General features: G+C 71.4%; 21 protein-coding genes. 3 read left to right on the plus strand and 18 right to left on the minus strand.

The genetic code is table 11. From position 1 onward, the window contains the following. The 16 genes from DEJ03_RS16420 to DEJ03_RS16495 form a co-directional block, all read right to left on the minus strand. Positions 1–954 (minus strand): 1-phosphofructokinase family hexose kinase (locus DEJ03_RS16420; RefSeq protein WP_110865455.1); only part of this gene is annotated, 954 nt, incomplete at its 3' end. Then, positions 951–1739, minus strand: coding sequence for a DeoR/GlpR family DNA-binding transcription regulator (locus DEJ03_RS16425; protein WP_071404329.1), 789 nt, complete (start codon positions 1737–1739; stop codon positions 951–953). The genes DEJ03_RS16425 and DEJ03_RS16420, both read right to left, overlap by 4 nt. A 297-nt stretch (positions 1740–2036) precedes the next feature. Then, the gene (locus DEJ03_RS16430; RefSeq protein ID WP_258370892.1) at positions 2037–2876 is read right to left on the minus strand and encodes a carbohydrate ABC transporter permease; all 840 of its coding nucleotides are present in this window, start codon (positions 2874–2876) and stop codon (positions 2037–2039) included. After that, positions 2873–3931 (minus strand): carbohydrate ABC transporter permease, encoded by a 1059-nt coding sequence (locus DEJ03_RS16435; RefSeq protein ID WP_110865456.1) that lies wholly within the window; start codon positions 3929–3931, stop codon positions 2873–2875. The genes DEJ03_RS16430 and DEJ03_RS16435 overlap by 4 nt, the downstream gene beginning before the upstream one ends. A 3-nt stretch (positions 3932–3934) precedes the next feature. After that, the gene (locus DEJ03_RS16440) at positions 3935–5260 is read right to left on the minus strand and encodes a sugar ABC transporter substrate-binding protein (RefSeq protein ID WP_220034156.1); all 1326 of its coding nucleotides are present in this window, start codon (positions 5258–5260) and stop codon (positions 3935–3937) included. 287 nt (positions 5261–5547) lie between these two features. Beyond that, entirely contained in the window at positions 5548–6735 is a 1188-nt protein-coding gene (locus DEJ03_RS16445) for an ABC transporter permease (RefSeq protein ID WP_110865458.1), read from the minus strand. Next, positions 6732–7421 carry an ABC transporter ATP-binding protein gene (locus tag DEJ03_RS16450; RefSeq protein WP_220034157.1) on the minus strand — a complete coding sequence of 230 codons (690 nt, stop codon included), beginning with the start codon at positions 7419–7421 and terminating at the stop codon, positions 6732–6734. The genes DEJ03_RS16445 and DEJ03_RS16450 overlap by 4 nt, the downstream gene beginning before the upstream one ends. Then, positions 7418–8539: a peptidoglycan-binding protein gene (locus tag DEJ03_RS16455; protein ID WP_110865459.1), complete on the minus strand. Its 1122-nt coding sequence runs from the start codon at positions 8537–8539 to the stop codon at positions 7418–7420. Before DEJ03_RS16455 ends, DEJ03_RS16450 begins: the two co-directional genes overlap by 4 nt. Next, positions 8539–9051: a hypothetical protein gene (locus DEJ03_RS16460; protein WP_110865460.1), complete on the minus strand. Its 513-nt coding sequence runs from the start codon at positions 9049–9051 to the stop codon at positions 8539–8541. Before DEJ03_RS16460 ends, DEJ03_RS16455 begins: the two co-directional genes overlap by 1 nt. Before the next feature lie 47 nt (positions 9052–9098). Next, positions 9099–10262, minus strand: coding sequence for a HAMP domain-containing sensor histidine kinase (locus DEJ03_RS16465; RefSeq protein ID WP_110865461.1), 1164 nt, complete (start codon positions 10260–10262; stop codon positions 9099–9101). Further along, the gene (locus tag DEJ03_RS16470) at positions 10259–10912 is read right to left on the minus strand and encodes a response regulator transcription factor (RefSeq protein ID WP_110865462.1); all 654 of its coding nucleotides are present in this window, start codon (positions 10910–10912) and stop codon (positions 10259–10261) included. Before DEJ03_RS16470 ends, DEJ03_RS16465 begins: the two co-directional genes overlap by 4 nt. 44 nt (positions 10913–10956) lie before the next feature. Then, on the minus strand, positions 10957–11511 hold the full coding sequence (locus DEJ03_RS16475) for a DUF2231 domain-containing protein (RefSeq protein ID WP_071246123.1): 555 nt from the start codon (positions 11509–11511) through the stop codon (positions 10957–10959). 74 nt (positions 11512–11585) lie between these two features. Next, a complete protein-coding gene (locus DEJ03_RS16480) occupies positions 11586–13754 on the minus strand; it encodes an ATP-dependent Clp protease ATP-binding subunit (RefSeq protein WP_110865463.1) in 2169 nt (722 codons plus the stop codon). Between the two features lie 53 nt (positions 13755–13807). Continuing rightward, positions 13808–15226, minus strand: a complete 1419-nt coding sequence (locus DEJ03_RS16485) for an MFS transporter (RefSeq protein WP_110865464.1) — start codon at positions 15224–15226, stop codon at positions 13808–13810. Between the two features lie 104 nt (positions 15227–15330). Beyond that, positions 15331–15618 carry a twin-arginine translocase TatA/TatE family subunit gene (gene tatA / locus DEJ03_RS16490; RefSeq protein WP_375342300.1) on the minus strand — a complete coding sequence of 96 codons (288 nt, stop codon included), beginning with the start codon at positions 15616–15618 and terminating at the stop codon, positions 15331–15333. Between the two features lie 148 nt (positions 15619–15766). Further along, positions 15767–18418, minus strand: a complete 2652-nt coding sequence (locus DEJ03_RS16495; RefSeq protein WP_110865465.1) for a glycoside hydrolase family 2 protein — start codon at positions 18416–18418, stop codon at positions 15767–15769. 238 nt (positions 18419–18656) lie between these two features. Between DEJ03_RS16495 and DEJ03_RS16500 the strand changes: the two genes are divergently transcribed. From DEJ03_RS16500 to DEJ03_RS16515, 3 genes are all read left to right on the plus strand, one after another. Continuing rightward, complete coding sequence (locus tag DEJ03_RS16500) at positions 18657–19076, plus strand: hypothetical protein (RefSeq protein WP_027464885.1); 420 nt, start codon at positions 18657–18659, stop codon at positions 19074–19076. 87 nt (positions 19077–19163) lie between these two features. Further along, entirely contained in the window at positions 19164–19994 is an 831-nt protein-coding gene (locus DEJ03_RS16505) for an aldo/keto reductase (protein ID WP_110865466.1), read from the plus strand. Between the two features lie 103 nt (positions 19995–20097). Further along, on the plus strand, positions 20098–21504 hold the full coding sequence (locus tag DEJ03_RS16515) for an FCD domain-containing protein (RefSeq protein WP_181422762.1): 1407 nt from the start codon (positions 20098–20100) through the stop codon (positions 21502–21504). Here DEJ03_RS16515 and DEJ03_RS16520 read toward each other — a convergent pair. Together DEJ03_RS16520 and DEJ03_RS16525 are read right to left on the minus strand one after the other, a co-directional pair. Continuing rightward, positions 21470–22615 (minus strand): class I SAM-dependent methyltransferase, encoded by a 1146-nt coding sequence (locus tag DEJ03_RS16520; protein ID WP_111099856.1) that lies wholly within the window; start codon positions 22613–22615, stop codon positions 21470–21472. The two genes, DEJ03_RS16515 and DEJ03_RS16520, sit on opposite strands and share 35 nt — an antisense overlap. 490 nt (positions 22616–23105) lie before the next feature. After that, a complete protein-coding gene (locus DEJ03_RS16525; RefSeq protein WP_146237766.1) occupies positions 23106–23387 on the minus strand; it encodes a hypothetical protein in 282 nt (93 codons plus the stop codon). Between the last annotated feature and the right edge of the window lie 183 nt (positions 23388–23570).

The following is a 23570-nucleotide window of genomic DNA, read 5'->3' on the forward strand; positions in this document are numbered from 1 at the left end:
AGATGTGTATAAGAGACAGGTGTGGTCGAGTGCCGGCACGTCGCTACCGGGCAGGGCTGCGGCAGCGGCACCCGTGGCGACGGCCTGTGCGAGACGCTGCTCGGGCGAGGCTCCGGCCACCTCGGCGAGCAGGTACCCGGCGAGCGAGGAGTCCCCCGCGCCGACCGTCGAGCGGGCGATGATCTTCGGTGCGGCGGCGGCGAACGCCCCCTCGTCGGAGACCAGCACGGCGCCGGCGCTGCCCAGGGTGAGCAGGACCGTGCCGACGTTCCTCCGCCGCAGCCGCTGGGCTCCGGCCACCGCGGCGTCGAGGTCGCGCTCGTACTCCTCGGGGTCGCCGCCGACGACCTCGGCGAGTTCCTCGGCGTTCGGCTTCACCAGGTCGATCCGTTCGCCCGACTGCAGCAGCGCGGTGAACGGCACCCCGGACGAGTCGACGGCGATCCGGACGTCGGCACCGTGGCGGGCACGGACGGCCCGGACGAGCACGGCGAGTGCGTCGTCGGGCAGACCGGGCGGCAGCGACCCGGCGACCACGACCCAGCGGGCGGCGGGGCCGGTGGCGGTCGCAGCGGCGGTGTCGGCGACCAGGGCGGCGAGGTCGTCGAGGCGGCCGGCGAGCGAGGGGCCGGGTTCGTTGAGCTTCGTCGTGGTGCCGGTCGGTTCGGTCACGGTGACGTTCGAGCGGAGGGGCGCCCCGATCGCCAGCGCGGCCGTCGGGATGCCGCGTGTGGCCAGGCCGAGCAGGACCGGGTCGAGCTCGTCGCCGGGCAGGACGGCGACGGTGTCCCCGCCGCTCGCGACGACCACGCGGGAGACGTTGACGCCCTTGCCGCCGGGTTCCGCGGTGGACCGGGTCGCACGCTGGACGGCGCCGCGCTGCAGTTCGCCGGCGAGCTCGATCGTGCGGTCGAGGGACGGGTTCGGGGTGACCGTGACGATGCGGGCGTTCATGCGACGACCACCTCGACGTCGGCGTCGGCGAGCGCGCCGGCGAGGTCGGCCGGGGGCTGTTCGTCGGTGACGAGCGTGTCGATCTCGTCCAGGCGCGCGAACCGCATCAGGGCCTCCACGCCGTGCTTGGCGGCATCGGCGAGCACCACGGCCCGTCGGGCGGCGAGCACGTAGGCGCCCTTCACGGCGGCCTCGTACTCGTCAGGGGTGCTCAGACCGAAGCCGGCGGACAGGCCGTTCGTGCCGATGAACGCCACGTCGGGCCGGAGCGCGCCGATCTGCTCGACGGTGGCCGTGCCGACCGCGGCGCTCGTGACGCCACGCACGCGGCCGCCGAGCAGGTGCAGTTCGAGGTGCTCGCTGTGCTGCAGGGTCGCGGCGATCGGCACCGAGTTCGTGATGACGGTGATCGTCGAGCCGGCGACCTCGGGCTCCCAGCGGGCGAGCTCGGAGGCGACGGCGGCGCAGGTGGTGCCGGCGTCGAGTGCGATCGAGCCGGTGAAGGTCGGCGGCACCAGGCGCATCGCGGCGCGGGCGATGGCTGACTTCGCGGTGCCGTGCTGCCCCTCGCGCTCGGCGACGCTGAGTTCGACGACGCTCGAGCGGCCGACGGGGACCGCTCCCCCGTGCACCCGGCGCAGGACCCCGGCGGACTCGAGGGCGTCGAGGTCACGGCGAACGGTCTCGGTGGTGACGTCGAAGTGCTCGGCCAGACCGGCGACCGACACGCGACCGGCGGACTGCAGCTCGGCGGCGATGGCGGTGTGCCGCTCGGTTGCGTACATGCCCGAACTCCTTCGTTCCGTTGGGTTTCGAGCACTGTACGTCTGAAACCCACAAGAACGCAACCGTTCCGTCACGCAACCAACACGTCCACAGGTGCTGGGGGTGTCCTGCCGCGGTCACGACACGTCGCGAGCCGGAGCCCGTGGGGTCATGAAGTGTCGGGTGCGAGGGCGCCAACCGACGCTCCGTGACCGTTCGCAGGCGAGCACGCGGGGTGTTCTGACCACGCGACAGCGCCCCGGTCCGCTCGAAGTGGACCGGGGCGCAGCACCACACAGGTGCCGGTCGTCCGAGCGCTACCCCTTCACGGCACCTGCCGTCATCCCGCTGACCAGCCGGCGCTGCACGATCAGGAAGAACACCACGACCGGGATCGAGAACAGCACGCTCGCCGCCATCAGCCCACCGAAGTCCGTGCCCTTGTTCGTCGAGAACCCGGCGAGCCAGACCGGCAGCGTGTACATCCCCTGGTCCTTGAGCATCACGTACGCGATCAGGTAGTCGTTCCACGCCGCGATGAACGCGAACACGCTCGTGGCGATGACCCCGGGCATGACGAGCGGGAACAGCACGCTCCACAGGATCCGGAAGGTGCCGGCGCCGTCGACCTTCGCGGCCTCTTCGATCTCGACGGGGACGGCCACGAAGAAGCCGCGCATCACCCAGATCGAGAACGGCAGCACGCTCGCCACGTACGCCAGGATCAGCCCGACGTAGCTGTTCAGCAGCCCCAGGGTCTGGAACGACAGGAACAGCGGGATGAGCAGTGCGCCCGAGGGGATCATCTGCACGAACAGGATCGCGACCAGGATCGCCCGCCGACCCCGGAACCGGAACCGCGACAGTGCCGCCGACGCCAGGAACCCGACGACGATCGACAGCAGCACGGCCGCCACCACGACGATGGTGGAGTTGCGCAGGTAGACCAGGAATCCCTCCTGCGTGAGCGCCCGCGTGAAGTTGTCGAGCGTCGGGTGCAGCGGCGCCCAGATCGGGGTCATCGTGGTGACCTCGTCGGCGGGCTTGAAGGCCGTGTTCACCATCCAGTAGATCGGGAACACCCAGACCAGGCAGAACACCACGGCGATGGTGTTCGCGACGATGCGCGGCTTGCGCTTCCGGACAGGGACGGTCACAGGTCCTCCTCCCCGCTCCGGACGAGCCGGCGGATGTAGTAGCTGGTGAGCACCCCGAGGATCAGGGTCGAGATCACGGCGATCGCCGCGCCCTGCCCGTAGGCATTGGACACGAACGACTGCACGAAGGTCCAGATGCCGAGCGTCAACGTGGCCTCCTCCGGTCCGCCGCGGGTGAGCAGCCAGATCTGGTTGAAGACGTTGAAGTCCCAGATCACCGACAGGATCGACACGAGCAGCAGCGTCGGCGCGAGGGCCGGGAGCGTGATCGCGCGGTACATCGTCCACACCGAGGCCCCGTCGAGCGCACCCGCCTCGTAGTACTCCGGCGCGATCTGGGACTGCGCGGCGTAGAGCGTCAGCGCCACGAACGGCACGGCCTGCCAGATGACGAGCGTCAGCACGATCGTGTACGCCTGCCCCGGGTGCGACGCCCAGTTGTCCTGCGTGTGGTCGCCGAACACCCGCAGCTGCGTGATGAGCCAGTTGAGCACGCCGTAGAACGGCTGGAAGAGCCACTGCCAGACCAGGCTCGAGGCCACGTTCGGCATCGCCCAGGCCAGCACGAGCACGACGCTGACGATCGTGCGCATCGCGACCCCGAGACGGGTGAGCAGCTGCGCCACCCCCATGCCGATGACGATCGTGCCGAGGACCATCGCGCCCGTGACGAGCACGGTGCGCAGGATGACCGGCCAGAACGACGCGTCGGTCAGGACGTCCGTGTAGTTCGTCAGCCCGGTGAAGCCGGCCTGCCCGGTGAAGATCGCCCGCAGTCCGTAGTCCTGGAACGAGATGATGACGAGCCGGACGAGCGGGTAGACGACGAGGGCGAGGAGCAGCAGTGCCGCCGGGGCCAGCAGGACGAGCGGCGCCCGCGACCCGACCGGCGACCGACGACCCGCGCCGCGCCCACCCCGACGGACACCCCGCGACGGCCCCTGCACCGGCCCGTCGACCCGTCGGCCGCCGGTCCACCGGCCGCCGGTGCCCCGCCCGCCGGTGCCCGGCGCGGACTGCTCCGCGTCGGTCACCGGCTCCGCAGTGGACGTCATCGCCTACGGCTGCGCGTTCAGCGCGGTCGTGAGGTGCTTCGAGAAGCCCTCGGCGGCCTGCTCCGGCGACTTCCGGCCGGTGGCGACGTCGGCGAACATCGACTGGAACGAGGCGTCGCCCTCGATGGTGGCCCAGCCCGGCGTGGCCGGGGTCGGTCGGCTCGTGCCGGCCGCCTCGAAGTACGGCTTGTGCAGCTCGTCGACGTCGCCGGCGACCGCGTCGAGCAGCTCGGTCGAGTTCGGCTCCCAGCCGTCGACCCCGAACACCTGGTCCTGCTGGAACTCCTTCGAGGTCAGGATCTTCAGGTAGTACAGCGCGAGCTCCTGGTTCTTCGCCTTGGCCGGGATCCCCAGGTCGGAGCCGCCGAGGAACACCGGCTGCGTCTTCCCCGCGGTCGAGGACGGCATCGGGAACGTGCCGATGCGATCGGCGAGTTCCGGCTTCGCCGTCGTGATCGAGCCGATCTCCCAGGCGGACCCGAGGAACGCCGAGGTGTTGCCCTGCGCGAAGACGTCGCTCTGCGAGGGCTTGTCGGTGTTGATGTCCTGGGTGGACTTCGCCGAGTACGTGTTCTGGAAGTCCTTCCAGGCGGTCAGCCCCTCGACCGCGTCCGCGGAGTCGAGCGTGCCGGTCCACTTGCCGCCCTTGTCCGTCGCGATCTCGCCGCCGGCGTCCCAGACCCACTGCAGCCCGCCGTACCAGTACTGCCCCGGCATGTAGAAGGCGGAGAAGTCACTGGCCGGGTTGGCGGCCTTGACCTTGTCGAGGTCGGCGGTGAGCTCGTCGTAGGTGGTCGGCACGTCGGTCACGCCAGCGTCCTTCCAGACCTGCTTGTCGTAGACCACGGCCCGGTTGCCGGCGAACAGCGGCGCCCCGTAGAGCTTGCCGTCGACGGTGGCGGGGCCCTCGAGCCCGGTGAGCCAGGTCTGGCCGTCCTTGAGCTCGTCGCGGTACGGCGTCAGGTCGGTCAACCCGCCGGCGGCCGCGTAGACCGGCACCTGCGTGTTGCCGAGGTCGACGACGTCGGGGGCGTCGCTCTGCGCGAGCGCCGTGGTGAGCTTGGTGGTGATCCCGTCCCACTGCTGGGTCTGGATCTTCACCTTCGCCCCGGTGTCGGCGGTGAACTGCTTGCCGGCGGCGTCGAGCACCTTGTCGCTCAGGTCGCCGTTCATCATCCAGACGGTGATGGTCTTGCCCGTGCCATCGGGCGTGCCGATGGACTTCGTGCCGCCGTCGGAAGCGGCGTTGCTCCCGGCGGAGCACCCGGTGAGGGCGAGCGCGCCTGCGAGGGCGAGCGCACCGAGTGCGGCGAAACGCGTTCGTGTCACGATGACTCCCTTGGTCCGACCTTTATGAAAGGACGTTGCGTATTCGCAATAGAAGACCCTGCGGGGCCCCTTGTCAACCGTTGGATCGGTCCCTGTGACCGCTTTCGATCCGCGTGTTTCCGGGGCATCACGGATGTCGAACAGATCGATGCAGGTGCTTGACCAGGTGGTCATGACCAGGCATGATCTGCGACTCGCGTCCGGTGTGTGGAAGCGACCGCCTGGAGGCCCGGTGCCGGTCCGCCGGACCGGCACCGGGCCTCCCGTGCGCGCGTCCACCGCACGCGTCAGACGGCCGCCAGTGCGGACGTCGGCGGGATCCGTGCGGCGCGCGCCGCCGGGTAGAGCCCGGACACCCCGCCGATCACGACGGTGGCGCCGAGGCCCCCGACGACGGCCCACACCGGCAGCGCGACCGGCCAGCCCTGCGCGACGGCGAACACCACCGTCACCCCGACGCCGAGCACGACGCCGGCCACACCACCGAGGAACGACAGCAGCAAGGACTCGACCAGGAACTGGTCGCGGATGCTCCGACGTCGGGCGCCGAGGGCTCGGCGGACACCGACCTCGGCGCGGCGTTCGAGGACGGTGATCACCATCGTGTTCGCCACCCCGATGCCGCCGACCAGCAACGCCACGCCCCCGATCCCGACCAGCAGCCCGGTGAAGGAGTCGTCGGTCGCGTTCTTCGCCGCCAACGCGTCCGACGGTCGCGTCACCCCGACGTCCTGCGCGTCGCCCGGTCGGATCGCGCCGGCGAGCCGGTCCCTCGACCGTTCGACGTGCGCCGGGTCGACGCGCGCGTGGACCGCGGTCGGCACTCCGTCGAACCCCAGCTGCTCGGCGAACCCGCTCGGCACGAACACCTGCGAGTCGAGGTCCTCGGCGAGCGCGACGGGTCCGAGTACCCCGACCACCTGCACCCACTGCCCGCCGATCCAGACCCGGCTGTCCGGGTGCAGGTCCTCGATGCCGAGGGCAGCGGCGGCCCGGGAGCCCAGCACCACCTGCGGCGGCGCTCCGGTCGTGTCGTCGAGCCACCGGCCCGATGCGAGCTCGCCACCGAGGACTCGTGGGACGTCACCCCACGCGGCCAGCACCCCGATGCCCTTCGTCTGCGGCACCGGGACGAACGCGTTGCGGTAGACGCCGGTGTCCGGCACCGTGCCGACCGCAGCAGCCGACTCGACGTCGTCCTGCCGCAGCACGGAACCGAGCGCGGTGGACGGCAGCGGGACCGGTTCGCCGAAGCCCTGCGCCTGCGTGGCCGTCAGCACGTTCGTCCCGAGCGCGTCGAGGACCTGGTCGACCTTCGCCTTGCTCGACGACGAGATCCCGACGACCGCGATCATCGCCGCGATGCCGATCGCGATGCCGAGGGCCGACAGCACCACGCGCCCCGGCCGGGTCCGCAGCCCGAACGCCCCGAGTCGGAGCAGGTCGCCCGCACCGACGGTCCGACGCCGGGTCACCGGTCGCCCTCGTGCTCGATCCGGCCGTCCCGCATCCGGATCCGTCGGGGCAGCGACGCGGCGAGGTCCAGGTCGTGCGTGATGACCACGACCGTGGTGCCCGCCGCGTTGAGCTCACGCAGCAGTCCGACGACCGCCGCGCCGGATGCCGTGTCGAGCGCCCCGGTCGGTTCGTCCGCGAGCAGGATCGTCGGGTCGCCGACGACGGCCCGCGCGATGGCGACCCGTTGGCGCTCACCGCCGGAGAGCTGGTGCGGTCGGTGGTCCGCCCGGTGCGACAGACCGACCCGGCCCAGGGCTTCGACCGCCAGCCGGTGCCGCTCGCGCCTCGGGACCCCGGCGTAGAGCACCCCGTCGGCGACGTTCTCGGCCGCGGTCGCTCCGGCCTGCAGGTGGAAGTGCTGGAACACGAAGCCGACGTGGTCGGCCCGGAGCTCCGAGAGCGCGTCGTCGGACATCACGGCGACGTCGTTGCCCGCGATCGTCACGGTGCCCGACGTCGGCCGGTCGAGCGTGCCGATGATGTTCAGCATGGTCGACTTGCCGGACCCCGACGGCCCGACGACGGCGACGAGTTCCCCGGCGAGCACCTCCATCGACACCCCGCGCAACGCGTGGACGTCCCCGTGGACCTTCGTCACCTCCCGGAGCGCGAGCACGGTGCTCGCTCCGGCCCCGGCGCTCACGTGGGCACCACCACGCGGTCGCCGGCCGTGACCGCACCGGTGATCGCCACCCGCCCGTCGGCCGTGAACCCGGGGTCGACCCGAACCCGCTTCGTCGTGCCGTCGCGCTGCACCACGTCGACCGCGTACGCCCCGCCGGCCCCGGCGACGAGCGCGGCGACCGGGACGGAGAGCACGTCGCGCTCGGTCGTGCCCTGCGCGTCGACCTGCGCCGAGGCGGCACCGGGCAGCTCGCGCCGACCGGGGTCGAACGACACCGACACGTCGACCTTCGACCCGCCGTCCTCGGTGGTGGTCGGCTGCGCGTCGACGACCTCGCCGGGCATCCGCGCTCCGGCCCCGTTGATCCGGACGTCGACCGTCGAGCCGACGGTGAGCCGTTCGGCATCGCGCTGGGACACCGTCACGATGACGATCCGCTCCGTGCTGGTGACCTGCAGCACGTCGCCGGCGGCGCCACCGCCGGTCCCGCGGGACACGCCGTCACCACCGACCCCACCGGCGCCACCCGTCGACCCGGTGTCAGAACCGAGCCGTCCGTCGACAGCGGCCACCCGCACCGCACCGTCCACGAAGGCGACGTCGTCCGCCGTCAGCACCCCGGTGACCTCGTGCCCCCGGTCGGCCTGCCACTGCCGCACCGCCCGCTCGGACCGTGGACCGAACGCGTCGTCGACCGACACGTCGTACCCCAGCGCCGACAGGTTCTCGTTGAGCTGCCGCACGTCGGTGCCCGTCCGCCCGCGCTCGAGCGAGCGCCACAGCGGCACCGTGCCGTACATGGCCCGGACGCCGCGCTCGTCGACGGCGTAGAGGTACCCGTCGCGCTCGATGACGTCGCCGGGTCGCGGCAACCAGGTGATCGTGCCGGACGCCGCGCCGGGGACACCGACCGCGGCGCCGTACCCGAGCGTCCCTGCGAACACCTTCGAGTCGGTGAGGTCTCCCTCCGTGACGACCGCCGTCGCCCCGGCGCCCGCTCCGCCGGCCTCGGTGCCCGGGGACGTCGACGCCGCCGATCCGCTCGGCAGTCCGGCGAGCGCCCACGTGCCGGTCCCGGCCGCGAGTGCGGCCACGAGACAGACGGCCGCGATCGTCCGGCGGCGCGTGCCGACCATCACCGTGCCACCCCCGCACCGGCGGACTCCGCCGCCTCCGCGTCGCACGCGCGGGCCACCTCGTCGAAGGCCTCCTGGTCGTCCGGCTGGTAGCGGATCTTGCCGTCCTCGTCGTCCGGGTAGTCGGAGAACCCCTGCTCGCGGATGCACTCCGCCGTCCGCAGCGTCCGGTCGTCGTCGCCCGGGATCTGCTCCGCGACCCGGGCGTCGCCGGCTCCCGCGGTGTCGTCGAGGCAGCTCCGGAGGTCCCCCTGGTACTGCTCCTCGTCGACGCCGTCGGGAGCGCTGAGCTGCAGGCCCGAGCCGCTCCCCGGGTCCGGCATGTCGTAGCCCTTGTCCCGCATGCACTCGGCGAGCGAGGACCCCTTCGCTGCGGTGTCAGCCGTCGACGCCGCGTCTCCCCCGGGCGTACTGCCCGAGCAGGCGGCGAGCAGTCCGGGCAGTAGCAGGGTCGCCGCGGCGGCAGCGAGCAGGGATCGGTTCCGACGGGTGGTCGTCCTGGTCGTGTTCATGACCCCAGGACACCCGACCGGCTGTTTCGGCGCGTGTACCGGCCGGGTTACACCGACGAAACGTCGACGCGGACGACGAGCCCGCCCGTCGGCCGCGCCGTGAGCGCCAGGTGCCAACCGTGCGCCTGCACGATCGCGGCGACGATGGACAGGCCGAGCCCGCTGTGCCGGTGCGCACGGGGGCCGGACGGGCAGCGCCGGAACGGTTCGACCAACCGGACAGCGTCGGACGCGGGCACGACGGGCCCCGAGTTCTCGACGACGATCCCGGCCGCGGACGTCGTGACCCGGACGAACCCGTCGTGTTCGTTGTACTCGACGGCGTTGCCGACGAGGTTGACGAGCAGCTGGTGCAGCAGCGTCGGCTCGCCTGCGACGATCAGGCCGGGAGGCCCGGTGTGGGCTGCGCGGACGAGGGTCACCCCGGCGTCGGCGGCGGTCCCGGACATCGCCGCGATCACCGCGTCCGTCACCTCGTCGACGTCGACGGCCTGCGTCGCGCCGGCCAGCCCACGGTCCGCCTCGGCCAGGACGAGGAGCGACTCGACCAGGTGTTCGGTCCGCCGGTTCTGCTCCAGCAGTTCCTCGCGCGTCGCGCGGACCTCGCCGCGGTCGGCCGCGTCGTGCAGCCCGATCTGCACCGCGGCCCGCTGCACCGCCAGCGGCGTCCGCAGTTCGTGCGACGCCTGTGCCACGAAACGGCGCTGGCTCTCGAACGCCGTCTCGAGCCGATCGAGCAGGTCGTCCACGGTGCGGGACAACCGCCGCAGCTCGTCGTCCGGACCGTCGAGGGCGATGCGCTCGTGCAGGTTCGACGCCGTGATCCGGTTCGCGGTCGCCGTGATCCGGTCGATCGGCAGGAGCATCCTGCGGCTGACCAGCCACCCGACCCCGCCGGCCACGACCCCCGCGCCGCCGATGCCGATCGCAGACCACTGCCACTGCTGCACCGCGACGAGGCGGACGACCGACACCGCCTCCCTTGTGTCGCCGCGTGCGGAGCCCTCGCCGAGCGGCACCGGCCTGGACGTCGGGACGGACTGCGCTGGTGCAGCCCGTCGGACCGCCGCAGTGTCGAGTCCCGCACCCACGCCCGCCAAGGACATCACGTTGGAGAACACCACGACCCCGGTGGCCAGCGCCATCGCCGCGAGCGCGAACGTCCACGCGGTGCGTGCCCGGATGCTCCACAGCCCGGGCCGTCGTCTCACAGCGCGTACCCCTGACCCGATACCGTCCGGATGGGGTCGGGGTCCCCGAGCTTCCGGCGGAGCTTCGACACCGTCACCCGGACCGCGGCGGTGAACGGGTCGATGTTCATGTCCCAGACCTTCTCGAGCAGGTGCTCGGCGGAGACGATCCGGCCATCAGCACGGAGCAGGGTCTCGAGGACGCCGAGTTCCTTCGAGGTCAGGTCGAGCGGCCGGCCGTCGCGCGTCGCGATCCGCCGGTTCGTGTCGACGACGAGCCCGGCGCGCTCGAGCACCGGGGCGACGGGCGCGGCGCTGCGACGCCCCAGTGCCCGGACCCGCGCGACGAGTTCCGGGTACTCGAACGGCTTCGTCAGGTAGTCGTCGGCCCCGAGTTCGAGCCCGTGCACCCGGTCACCCAGGGTGGCCGCGGCGGTGAGCAGGAGGATCCGCGTGAGCGCCCCTCGTGCGGCCAGACGCCGTGCGACCTCGTCACCGTGCAGCCCGGGGACGTCCCGGTCGAGCACGACGACGTCGTAGTCGTTCACCGCCAGCAGCTCGTCGGCGTCGTCGCCGCGGTAGGCGACGTCCACCGCCATGTCCTGTCGGGTCAGGCCCGTCGCGACCAGGTCGGCGAGGGCTCGTTCGTCGTCCACCACGAGTACGCGCATCGATACATCACACGTGACGTACCTTTGCTGGACCTGGGAAGGGGTCAGGCGTCGAACGGCACCTCGCCGTGTTCACTGACGCCGGCACGCTGCCGGTACGACAGGTGCCCGCCGAGGTACCCGCCGACGCTGACGACGGCGAGACCCGCGAAGCCGAGGAGCTTGCCGGCACCGTGGTTGCCGCGCTTCCGCTGCAGCCACGACAGGCCGTACAGCGACAGACCGGTCCAGTTCACGGCCTGGTGCACCCATCCGGTGCGGAGCTGCTCGCGGTTCAGCTCGGACCAGTCGACGTAGCCGGCGACCGACGCGCTGCTCGCCGAGACGACCCCGACGCCGACCAGGGTCTTGGCCGCCTTCGCGTTGCCCTTCCCGCCGACCAGGTCGAGCACCGCGGCGGAGATCCAGGCACCGAGCGGCACCTGCACCATGAGCGGGTGGATCGGGTGGCCGAACGGCACACCGTGCAACAGCTGGCGCAGCGCCTTCGGCTTGGCGAGGGCGTTCACGACGGCACGGTCGATGTCGACGGCCTTGTCGAGCACACTCGCGTGCTCGACGGCGTCGGTGAGGCGACGGATCGCGCGGATCTCAGGCATGCCGTGGACGGTAGACGAACGGCCCGTCACCGGTCCCAGGAACCGGTGACGGGCCTCCTGTCCGTCGTGGTGGGCTACTCCTCGACGATCTCGGCCAGCTCGAAGGGCTCGACCGTCAGGCCGTCGCCGTCCGCCGCGACGTCCACCCGGACCGTGTCGCCGTCGCGGACGTCACCCGACAGGATGGCGCGCGCCAACCGGTCGTCGATCTGCCGCTGCATCAGGCGACGCAGGGGCCGCGCGCCGTACAGCGGGTCGTACCCGCGCTCCGCGAGCCAGCCGCGCGCCTCCGGGGTGACGGCGAGCTCGAGTCGGCGGTCGGTCAGGCGACGAGCCAGCCGGTCGACGTCGAGCGACACGATCTGCCCGAGGTCGTCGGCCGTCAGGGCCTGGAACACCACGATGTCGTCGAGCCGGTTGATGAACTCCGGCCGGAACGCCTGCTGCACGAGCTCACGGACCGCCTCTTCCCGCTGCGCGTCGCTCAGGGACAGGTCCGTCATGAACTGCGACCCCAGGTTCGACGTCAGCACGAGGATCGTGTTCCGGAAGTCGACGGTGCGCCCCTGGCCGTCGGTCAGTCGCCCGTCGTCGAGCACCTGCAGCAGCACGTCGAACACCTCGGGGTGGGCCTTCTCGATCTCGTCGAGCAGGATCACCGAGTACGGACGGCGGCGGACCGCCTCGGTGAGCTGTCCACCGGCCTCGTACCCGACGTACCCGGGCGGAGCACCGATCAGGCGGGCGACGGAGTGCTTCTCGCCGTACTCGCTCATGTCGATGCGGACGAGGGCCTTCTCGTCGTCGAACAGGAACTCGGCGAGCGCCTTGGCCAGCTCGGTCTTGCCGACGCCCGTCGGTCCGAGGAACAGGAACGAACCGGTCGGGCGGTCCGGGTCGGAGATGCCGGCGCGGGTGCGACGGACGGCCTCGGACACGGTGGTCACGGCGGTGCGCTGTCCGATGATCCGGCGGCCGAGCTCGCTCTCGAGGTGCAGGAGCTTCTCGGTCTCGCCCTGCAGCAGCCGGCCGAGCGGGATGCCCGTCCACTGCGCGATGACGGCGGCGATGTCCTCGTCGGTGACGCTGTCGTTCACCATCCGGTCGGCGCTCTCGGCCTGTTCGGCGGCGGCGAGCTCGGCCTCGATGCGGGGCTTCTCGCCGTACTCCAGCCGGGACACGAGCTCGTAGTCGGCCTCGCGCTGGGCTCGCTGCGACCGCATGTTCAGGTCGTCGAGCTGCTGCTTGAGCTCACCGATGCGGTTCAGGCTCGCGCGCTCGGCCTGCCAGCGCTGCTCGAGCTCGGCCAGCCGTTCCTCGCGGGTGCGCAGCTCGTTGCGCAGGGTCTCGAGGCGGGCCTTGGAGGCGTCGTCCTTCTCCTGCTTGAGCGCGAACTCCTCGACGCGCAAACGGTCGACGTTCCGCTTCAGCTCGTCGATCTCGACCGGGCTGGAGTCGATCTCCATACGGAGTCGGCTCGCGGCCTCGTCGATCAGGTCGATGGCCTTGTCGGGCAGCTGCCGGCCGGAGATGTACCGGTTCGACAGGCTCGCGGCCGCGACCAGTGCGGAGTCGTTGATCGTCACCTTGTGGTGCGCCTCGTAGCGCTCCTTGAGCCCGCGGAGGATCGCCACGGCGTCCTCGACGCTGGGCTCACCGACGTAGACCTGCTGGAAGCGTCGTTCGAGCGCGGCGTCCTTCTCGATGTACTCGCGGTACTCGTCGAGGGTCGTCGCGCCGATGAGCCGGAGCTCCCCGCGGGCGAGCATCGGCTTGAGCATGTTCGACGCCGCGACGGAGCCCTCGCCGCCGCCGGCACCCATCAGGGTGTGCAGCTCGTCGATGAACGTGATGACCTGCCCGTCGGAGTCGTTGATCTCCTTGAGCACGGCCTTGAGCCGCTCCTCGAACTCGCCGCGGTACTTGGCGCCGGCGATGAGGGCGGAGATGTCGAGCGAGATGAGCCGCTTGTCCTTGAGGGAGTCGGCGACGTCCCCGGCGACGATGCGCTGCGCGAGCCCCTCGACGACGGCGGTCTTGCCGACGCCGGGCTCGCCGATGAGCACCGGGTTGTTCTTGGTGCGGCGCGTGAGCACCTGGGAGACGCGCCGGATCTCGGAGTCACGGCCGATCACGGGGTCGAGCTTGCCGCTGCGGGCGATCGCCGTGAGGTCGATGCCGTACTGCTCGAGGGCGGTCTTCTGTCGTTCTTGCGAGTCAGGAGCGCCCTGGAGGTTCGCCATGCGTTCCGTCCTTTCGTTGCGGTGGTCCTGGAGTTGAGTCTACTCCACTCAACTTACGTGCGCTCGGGGACATTCCGGATCCCGACCGCGCAGACGACGGCGCCGGCCAGCAGCAGGAGCGCCATCACCACCATGGCCCGGTGCAGCCCGTCGACGCTCACCTCGCCGCCGAGCACCACGCCGGCCAGTGCCACCGTCACGAGTCCGGCGATCCGTGCCACCGCGTTGTTCACGGCCGAACCGGACCCTGCCTCCGACTCCGGCACCGACCCGAGCACGGCACTCGTCAGGGGTGTGACCATCAGCGCGATGCCCACGCCGATCAGCACCAGTCCGGGGAACACCGACCACCAGTAGCCGTTCGGGTCGTCGCCGGCGAGCAGCAGCAGGAGCGCCCCGACCGCGCCGACCGCCGGCCCCGCGGCCATGAACCACCGCGGGCCGTACTGACCGGCCGCGGACCCGACGGCGGTGGACAGCGCGAGCAGCATGATCGTCGGCGGCAGCGTCGCGAGGCCGGCGAGCCACGCCGGGAAGCGCCAGACCTCCTGGAGGAACAGGGTGACCACGAAGAACACCATGCCGAGCGCGCCGTAGATCGACAGCGTCGCGAGGTTGCCGACCGCGAAGTTCCGCGCCCGGAACAGCTCGAGCGGCACGAGCGGCGATCCGTTCGTCCGCGTCACCCGCAGCTCCCAGGGCACGAAGGCCACGAGCGCGGCCGTCCCGAGCACGAGCGCGCCGACCACCACGGGCGCACCCCACCCCAGACGCTCCTGTTCGATGAGGCCGAGCACGACCCCGCCGACGCCCACCACGGCGAGCACGGCGCCGACCACGTCGATGCGCGGACGGACGGCGGGGTGCACGTCGCCCGTGATGCGCAGGACCAGCGGGATCGTCACGGCGATCGGTACCGCGGTGAGCACGAAGACCCACCGCCACCCGATGCCGTCCACCACCAGCCCGCCGACCACGGGGCCGAGGATCGTGGCGGCGCTCGACCAGGCCGTCCACGTGCCGATGGCCTTCGCCTGCGCCGCCCCGCGGAACGCGGCGACGATGAGGGCGAGCGCGCTCGGCATGACGAGTGCCCCGCCGACGCCCTGCAGCGCCCGGGCGACGATGAGCACCTCGCCGGTCGGGGCGACCGCGCACACCACGGACGCGATCCCGAAGACCACGAGCCCCCACGTGATGATCCGGACGCGGCCGAACAGGTCGGACAGGCTGCCGGCGACCAGGATGAGCGAGCCGAGGGTGACCAGGTACGCGTCGACGACCCACTGCTGCACGACGAGTCCGCCGCCGAGCTCCTGCCGGATCGCGGGGAGTGCGACGTTCACGACGCTCGAGTCGAGCCCGACGACGAACGACGCCAGGATCGCCACCACCAGCACGATCCGCCGGTCGTCCCGGAGCGGCGCGACGCCGTGCGGCACGGGGGCCGGAACGGGAACGGGAGCGGTCATGTGCTCATCCTGCGGCACACGGTGCCCGGCGGTCGATCCCGCACGACGAAGCCCCCGCGACCGATGTGGTCGCGGGGGCTGCCGACAGGACGGGGCTGGGTGTCCTAACGCCGGGAGTCGGTGTTCGGCTGGGCGGTCGGCCCCGGGTTCAGGACCGGACCGGCGGCGGGCTCGGCGGGAACGTTCTGAACGGTGGTGTTCTGCACCGTGCCGTCCGGAGCCGTGCCGTTGGCCTGGGCCTTCTTCTCGTCGTCGGACATCTCCTTCTTGAAGATGTTGATCGACTGGCCGAGGCCCTTGGCGAGCGCCGGGAGCTTGGTCGCGCCGAACAGCAGGATGACGATCCCGAGGATGATCAGCAGGTGAAGGCCGGTCAGGTTTCCGAGCATCATGACTCCTTGGTCTGGAACTGGTCGCCGTCCGCTGATCGTCGTCGATCACCGCGGCGAAAGTCCGTGTTCCCCCATGGTAACTCCCCCGCCCCTGGATGCCCAGGCCGGTCCTCGGAACGGACACCGTTCATCCAGGGAAGCGCTCCGGTCACCGCAGGACGCCGTCGATGCTCCACAGCACGGGCGCCTCGCGGAGCGCCGGGATGTCGGCCTCGGTCACCCCGCCGAGCCGGAACACCACCCGCTCGCCGGGCAGCAGCGTCATGAACCCGCGGTCGACCGTTCCACCGGCGGCCACCCGGTCCGGCTGCACCAGCAGGTCGCGGACGAGCGAGTCGGCCTCGACGGTCAGGTCCAGGCCACCGTCGACCACCGCGAACGAGGTCCGGTAGCGCGCGGGCTCCCAGCGCATCGCGGCATCCGGACCCGGGGTCCAGACCGCGCGGCGCCAGTCCATGTCCGCGATGATGAGCTCGCCCGCCGGGTCGTCCACCACGCCGACCGACTCGGGCAGCGCCACGACCCCGACACCGGCGGCCGACAGCCGGACCGGCAGCGACACCTCGGCCAGGATCGTGCCGGCCGTGGTGATCCGGCGCACCCGCACGACGCTGTCGTGCCCACCGCGCGTCGACCGCACGGCGACCTCGACGGGCGAGGACCCGAACGCACCGGGTGAGACGCCCAGCGAGAGCGTGTCCGCGAGCTCGCCCAAATCGGCCGTCTCGCCGACCGCAGGCGACGCACCCGGGTGATCCGGGCCTCCAGTCCGCTCCGCACCCGGCGTCACCGACACCGACGACACCGGGCGGATCGTCAGCAGCACGTCGTCGTACAGGCGGCGCAGCTCGTGGGCCAGCGGCTTCAGCCGCCCAGCCGAGTCGATCGCCGACCACGACGACACCGGCCACAGGTCGTTCAGCTGCCACACCACGACACCCGTGTTGCGCGGCCAGTGCGTGCGCCAGTGCTCGATGCCGGTCGCGATCGCCCGGGCCTGCTGCAGCTGCGTCAGGTAGTGCCACGTGTCGAACGCGGCCGGGTCGACCGCGCCGAAGCGCGGCTCGAGCCCGCGGGCCAGCTTGGCCATCCCGTCCGCCGCCTTCTGGTGGTGGACCACACCGGGCGAGTCGACCCGAAGCGGCGCGTCCGTGACCGCGTCACGCAGTGTGCGCCAAGCCGGCGGCGCCTGCCAGCCGAACTCCGACACGAAGCGCGGCACCGACTCGCGGTAGGCGGTGTCGGGCAGCCGGTTCCAGACGTCCCACGAGTGGTGCGTCTCGTGGTCGACCTCGTTCGCGGGCAGCGACTCGGAGCCGGACCACGGCGACGCGACCGTGTAGAAGCGTGACGGGTCGACCGCGTCGACGATGGTCGGCAGCAGGTCGAGGTAGTAGTCGAGTCCCCAGCCACGATCGCCCAGCTCCGCACCCCAGCCGTCGGCGTCGTGCAGCCAGATGTTCTCGTTGTTGCCGTTCCAGACCACCAGCGAGGGGTGGCGGGCGAGCCGGGCGACGTTGTCGCGCGCCTCGGCGATGACCTCGCTGCGGATCGGCTCCACCTCGGGGTAGGCCGAGCACGCGAACGGGAAGTCCTGCCAGACGAGCAGACCGAGTTCGTCGCAGACCTCGTAGAAGTCGCGCGATTCGTACACTCCGCCGCCCCAGACGCGCACGAGGTTCGTGCCGAGCGAGGCCGCGGCACCCAGCCGGGACTCCAGTCGGGCGCGGTCGACGCGCGAGACGATGACGTCGTCGGGGATCCAGTTGACACCCCGGACGTCGATGAGCGTGCCGTTGACGTGCACCGCGAAGGGGCGGCCGATGCCGTCGACCTGGGTCTCGATGCGGGTGGACCGGAACCCGGTGCGGAACGTGTCGCGGTCGAGCACCTCGCCGTCGACGGTCTGCAGCTCGACCACGACGTCGTACTGCGGCTGCGAGCCGTAGCCGCGCGGCCACCAGCGCCGCGCCTCGGGGACGCGCACGGTGACGACGGTCTCGTCGTCCTTCGGGGTCAGCTGCGCGCGCGACCGCTGGCGCGTGGTGCCGCCGTCCTCGGTCTCGCCGCTCACGGTGACGACGAGCACGAGGTCGTCGTCCTCGCCGTCCTGGTCCAGGTCGTTCATGCCCGAGCGCTCGACGGTGATGTGCGCGTCGAGCACGCCCTCGCCGGCCTCGACGTCGACGAGCGGGCGGACCTCGCGCAGGCGCGCGGTCGACCAGCGCTCGATCGCGACCGGCCGCCAAGGGCCGCTCGTGACCGCCGTCAGGCCCCAGTCCCAGCCGAAGTTCGACGCCATCTTGCGGATGTACGGGAACGGCTCGTCGTAGGGACCGGGCATGCTGCCGGCCTTCGCGGCGACCCGACCGGCCTCGCGGTAGGGCGACTCGAACAGGATCTCGAGGTCCTTCGTGGTGCCGCCCGACCCCGTCTGCACCCGTGCGTCGAACCGGTACCGGCGGTGCATGTTGCGGGTCGTGCCCACGACGACGCCGTCCAGGCTGAGCTCCGCGACCGTGTCCAGGCCGTCGCAGACCAGGTCGACGCGCTCGTGGCCCCGCGGGTCGACGTCGACCGTGCGGCGGTAGGCCCAGTCGGCGCGTCCGACCCACTTCGCGGCCTGCTCGTTCAGGTGGAACGTCGGGTCCGGCAGCAGGCCCTCCCGCTCCAGGTCGGTGTGGACCTGGCCGGGCACCGTCGCCGGGATGGTGCGGCCCGCGACGCCGTCCGGCGCACCGGTTCCTCCGGCCATCGTCACGGTCCAGTCGTCGCGGAGTTCCTCGCGTTCGAGGGTCATGCGGGTCCTTCTCTTCGGCGGCAGGGTGTCCGTCAGCCTCGGTCGGGGACGTCGACCGGCGGTCCGACCCGCGGCCGGTTCCCACGGCCTGGAGGCTCGGCACCGGTTGCCCGGGCGTCGTCACGTCGCGCGCACGAACGGGTTGCGCTCGCGCGAGGGGTGCTCGGCGATGCTAGTACGGGATGCTTTCGGCAACCTAGGTGGTGACAGGGGCGGGTCGCGCGGGCAAGGTGGGAACGTGATCACCGTCGAACTCGCCAGGTCCCTCCGTGACGCCGGCCTCCGCTGGCACCCCGAGACCGGGGACCGGTTCGTGATCGACAAGCCCGGCATCGACGACGACGTCTACACGGTGTCCGAGATGACCGTCGAACGGCACGACTCCCCCACCGGCACGATCCTCGGCTTCAACGGCACCACCGAGTGGGCGCTCGACTCGGTCACCGCCACCGAGTCGCTCTGGCTCCCCCGTGAGGACCAGCTGCGCGAACTGCTCGGGCCGTCGTTCATCGGACTGACCCGCGTGCAGGTCGGCGGTCGCGTGGTCTTCACCGTGACGGCGACGATCGGCGGGGCCGACCGCAGCTTCGCGTCCGAGGTGCCGGCGATCGCGTACGGCCAGGCCCTCCAGGCGTACATCACGGCCGCGCTCGCCTGAGCTGCGCAGCCTGAGCGGCGTGCCCCGGGTCGGCGTTCCTGGGTGTTGGCGGAGCGGGCGCTGAGGGGCGTTTGGTTGCATGACACCATGACCGTTCCGAACATCACCCTGAACGACGGCAAGACCATCCCGCAGCTCGGCTTCGGTGTCTTCCAGATCGACCCCTCCGAGACGAAGGCCGCCACACTGGCCGCGCTCGAGGTCGGCTACCGCCACATCGACACCGCCGAGATGTACGGCAACGAGAAGGAGGTCGGCGAGGCGATCGCCGAGTCCGGCATCGACCGTTCCGAGATCTTCGTCACCTCCAAGCTCAACAACGGCTTCCACGCCCCCGAGGCAGCGCTGGAGAACGGCAAGAAGTCGGCCGACCTGCTCGGCGGCTACAGCGACCTGTTCCTCATCCACTGGCCGCTGCCCACCGTCTCGGACTTCGTCCCGACGTGGAAGGCCCTCGAGGAGCTGTACCACGCCGGCACCGCCCGCTCGATCGGTGTCTCGAACTTCCAGGCGCACCACCTGCACCGCCTGCGCGCCGAGACCGACGTCCCGCCGTCGGTCAACCAGATCGAGGTGCACCCGTACCTCGCGCAGGACGACCTCCGCGCCGTGAACCGCGAGCTCGGCATCGCGACCGAGGCCTGGTCCCCAATCGCGCAGGGCCTCGTCCTCGATGACGAGACCATCACCCGCGTCGCCACGTCGGTCGGCAAGTCCCCGGCCCAGGTCGTCCTCCGCTGGCACATCCAGCGCGGCGACATCGTGTTCCCGAAGTCGGTCACGCGTGCCCGCGTCGAGGAGAACTTCGCGATCTTCGACTTCGAGCTCTCGGACGAGGACATGACGGACATCACCGCCCTCGACAAGGGCCACCGCACGGGTCCGGACCCCGACACGTTCGACTACGTGCCGGCCTGATCGGTCCCCGCGTCCGACAGGAGCCGTCCGCACCGCGGGCGGCTCCTGTCGCGTCGCGACTGTCGCATCGGTGCCGGATACGCTGCACGACGAGGGGGTGGCAATGTCCACGGAGACGGACGGGGCGCGGCAGTTCGACGACGCCTACCGGACGGTCCTCGGCGCCGCCCGGGACAGCTCGATCGAGCGGGACGTCGACCACGACGAGCTCGTGCTCTCCGGGCGGTTCGGTCTCGACCCGGTGATCCTGCACGCGGTGCTCGAGCGCCTGACCGACGTCGGGCTCGTGACGTTCGTCACCGACGGCACCGTCCGCTTCGGCACGTTGTCGGTGCCGGCGTGGAACGACAACGGCCACCTGCTCATCGGTTTGATGGAGGGCGTACTGCGCTCCGTGCAGACGGCATCGGCATCGGCATCGGCATCGGCATCGGCATCGGCATCGGCATCGGCATCGGCATCCTCGGACATTGCCGAGCACGACGTCGTGTTCGAGGCGCTCCGCCGCGCGGCCACGCTGCGCACACCCGACCTCGACCCCGCGTTCTGGGCGTCGCTGCGGTTCTGGATCGACCGTTCGCCCAACGCCGCACTCGCTCGGCTGGGACGCGGCGCCCTCGAACGGGTCCGCTTCGGCACCAGTCCCTCCGTCCCGTTCCGGAACACCGACGTCGACGACTGGGCCGCGGCGTCAGAGCAGGCACTGCGGTACCCGTCGCCCCGGGCAGCGGAACGCGCCGCCCACGTGCTCGCTCGTGTGTGGGAGAACCAGCTCGCTGCCGTCGCGCCGAGCCTCGGGTACAACCCGGCCGGCCTCCTCACCGTGACGTCGGCAGCGGCGGACGTCCCGACCTGGGCCGCCTGGGCGCCGGACGATCTGTGGTGGGACCTGCTCGCCCTGGTCCGCGACGGCACGCTGGAGCGCGGGCGGACCTACCCGCCGCAGGATGTCGCCGCACGCCTCCGACGTTCGGCACGCATCCTCACGCCGTTGTTCCGTCGACTCGAGCTCATGGGCCTGGTCGAGCGGCCACCGGACGCCCTCGACTCCGTCCGGATCACGGACCCCGGCGTGCAGCACTGGGTCGACTCCCTGCAACTCGCCACGACGCTCACCGAGATGTGCGCTCGGTCAGCCGTTCCGGTGCTCTCCGCCGACGGCCGAGCCGAACTCCACCGGGTGATCGCCACCGTGCGGCAGTACGCGCGCACTCGCGACTACGCCTTCGCCGTCGGCATGGTCGAGCTGTCCCGCACCCTGAGCCGGCACACTCCCAACCCCTGGGTCGCCGGCAACATGCGTCTGGCCATCAGTCGGCTCGCGTTCGTGTTCGACGAGGCCCCACCGCTCCGGCAGTGGGGCGTGGACGACGTGCTCTCCCTGCTCGACGAGGCGATCGACACCGGTGACCCCGACCTCGCCAGTGCGGCAGTTCACGCGCTCGCCGTGCACTACGACGCGCACGTGCTCGAGGTCACCGCCCGGTGGCCACCGACGCCGTCACGGTGAACTTGTCCGTCCGCACCACCTGCCGTGTCGGCCCGACGAGACGCTCGAGCACAGGTCGGTAGCGCAGGTGCGAGTTCCAGACGCACCACAGTTCACCGCCGGCCTGGAGGATCGTCGCCGCGTTCCGGAACATTGCCTCGGCCGCGTCCGTGGTCACCGTGGTGTCCGCGTGGAACGGCGGGTTGCAGAGCACCAGCTGCGCTGAGCCGGACGCGAGTTCGTCGCCGGCGTCGGCCCGCACAACTGTCACCCGGTCGCCCACGCCGTTCGCATCGGCGGTGGCGCGAGTCGACTCGACCGCGATCCGCGACACGTCCGTCGCGATCACCTGCACGTCCGGACGCCGGACCGCCACAGCGGCGGCGACGACACCGTTGCCCGACCCGAGGTCCACGATCGTCCGCGCCGTCGGGACCGCGTCGTCGATCGCGCCGAGCAGCACCCGGGTGCCCTGGTCGAGCGACGTCCCAGCGAACACGCCGCCGTGCGCGACGATCGTCATGCCGAGCTCGTCGACGTGCACCGAACGTGGCCACGGGGCTGTCGTGGCGGCACGGTTCGCCTGCGCACGCAGCGGGTCCTGCGCGATGAGCAGGCGTGACTTGCCACGCCCCCGGGATGGGGTCACCTCGCCGAACGATCGCCGGAGCACGTCGTTCTGCGACAGGTGCATGTACTTCACGTTGCCCCCGCACAGCAGCACGACGTCGGGTGCCGCGAAGCGGGCGACGGCACGGGCGACCTCGTCCAGACGATCGTGCGACTTCGACAGCCGGAGCACCACGAGTCGGACGTCCTGGAAAGCGTCCTCGAGCGATGCCGGGTGCCGGAACCCGCGGATGCCGAAGGTGCCGGCGTTCGCCTCGAGAGCACGCTGCCCGACCAGGGAGTCCTGCACCACCCGGACGTCCTTCGCGCCGTGCTGCGTGATGAGCCCGAGCGTCAGGACGCCGTGGCGGTCGTCGACCACGGCGACCTCACCGGGCTGCCGGAGCGCGTCGCCGTGCACGTGCGGTGCTTCGTCGATCAGGAAGCGGTCCGTGCCGTCGATCGCGATGAGGTCGGGCGCGGAGTCGTCCCGGCGGCGGAAGAGGTCGGCGAAGTCTGGCACCGCGTCAGCGTACCCACCATCGATGGGTCGGGCCGTAGCCATTGCCCCCGGCAGGTGTTCACCTTGTGAATATGACATGCGAAACACTTGCCCTCCTCGATAAGGAGTCCACATGGCACCCTCCCCCTTCCACCCTGCAGCCGTCGTCTGCACGATCCTCACCGCGTCGATCGGCCTCGGCGCGATCTCTCCCACGGTCGCCGTCGCAGCGACGCCGACCCCCTCGACGGCTTCGGCCGCGCAGTCGCGGCCGACCGACGGCATCACCGTCGTCAGGACACCCTCGGCGTCCAGGTGCTCGACGGCGACCGCGTCCTCGGCGACTTCGACGGCGGTTCGAACGGGTGGAGCTTCCGGATCGGACACGAGTTCACCGGCAAGCAGCTCGACCTCGTCGCCCTGGGCTTCGACGGACAGCGGCTCCATGCAACGTCGAACGCGTCGCACTCCCGCGCCCGCTGCAGGTCGACGGCATCGCGGAGTCGAACACCTACCAGCCAGGCGAGCGCACCTTCTCCGGATCGGCCGAGGCCGGCGCGACCATCTCCGCCACGGACCAGGACGGCCGCGAGCTCTTCCGCACCGAGGCGCGCGGCGCCAGGTCCGGCGTCGGGACCTGGAGCGCTTCTGCCGACCTCTCGAGCCACTCCGGGTACACGGTGACCTTCACGCAGACCACCACCGACGGCCGCACCTCCGTGATGGAGGACATCGCCTTCGACGCCGAGCCGCAGCAGACCGTGCCCGTGAGCGTCACGACGAAGTCCGTCACGGCCGGTGTCTCGAACCACTTCGAGGGCACCGCCACCCCGGGCGCGACCTACCGGGTCCTCAACCCCAGCGGCACCCAGATCGTCCCCGGTACCCACGACGTCGCCGCCGACGGCACCTGGTCCTTCGACCGCGTCGTCTCCCGAGGCGCACCAAACTCGACTTCGTCATCGAGCAGACCGTC

Source organism: Curtobacterium sp. MCLR17_043 (genome assembly GCF_003224215.1).
Classification (GTDB): domain Bacteria; phylum Actinomycetota; class Actinomycetes; order Actinomycetales; family Microbacteriaceae; genus Curtobacterium; species Curtobacterium flaccumfaciens.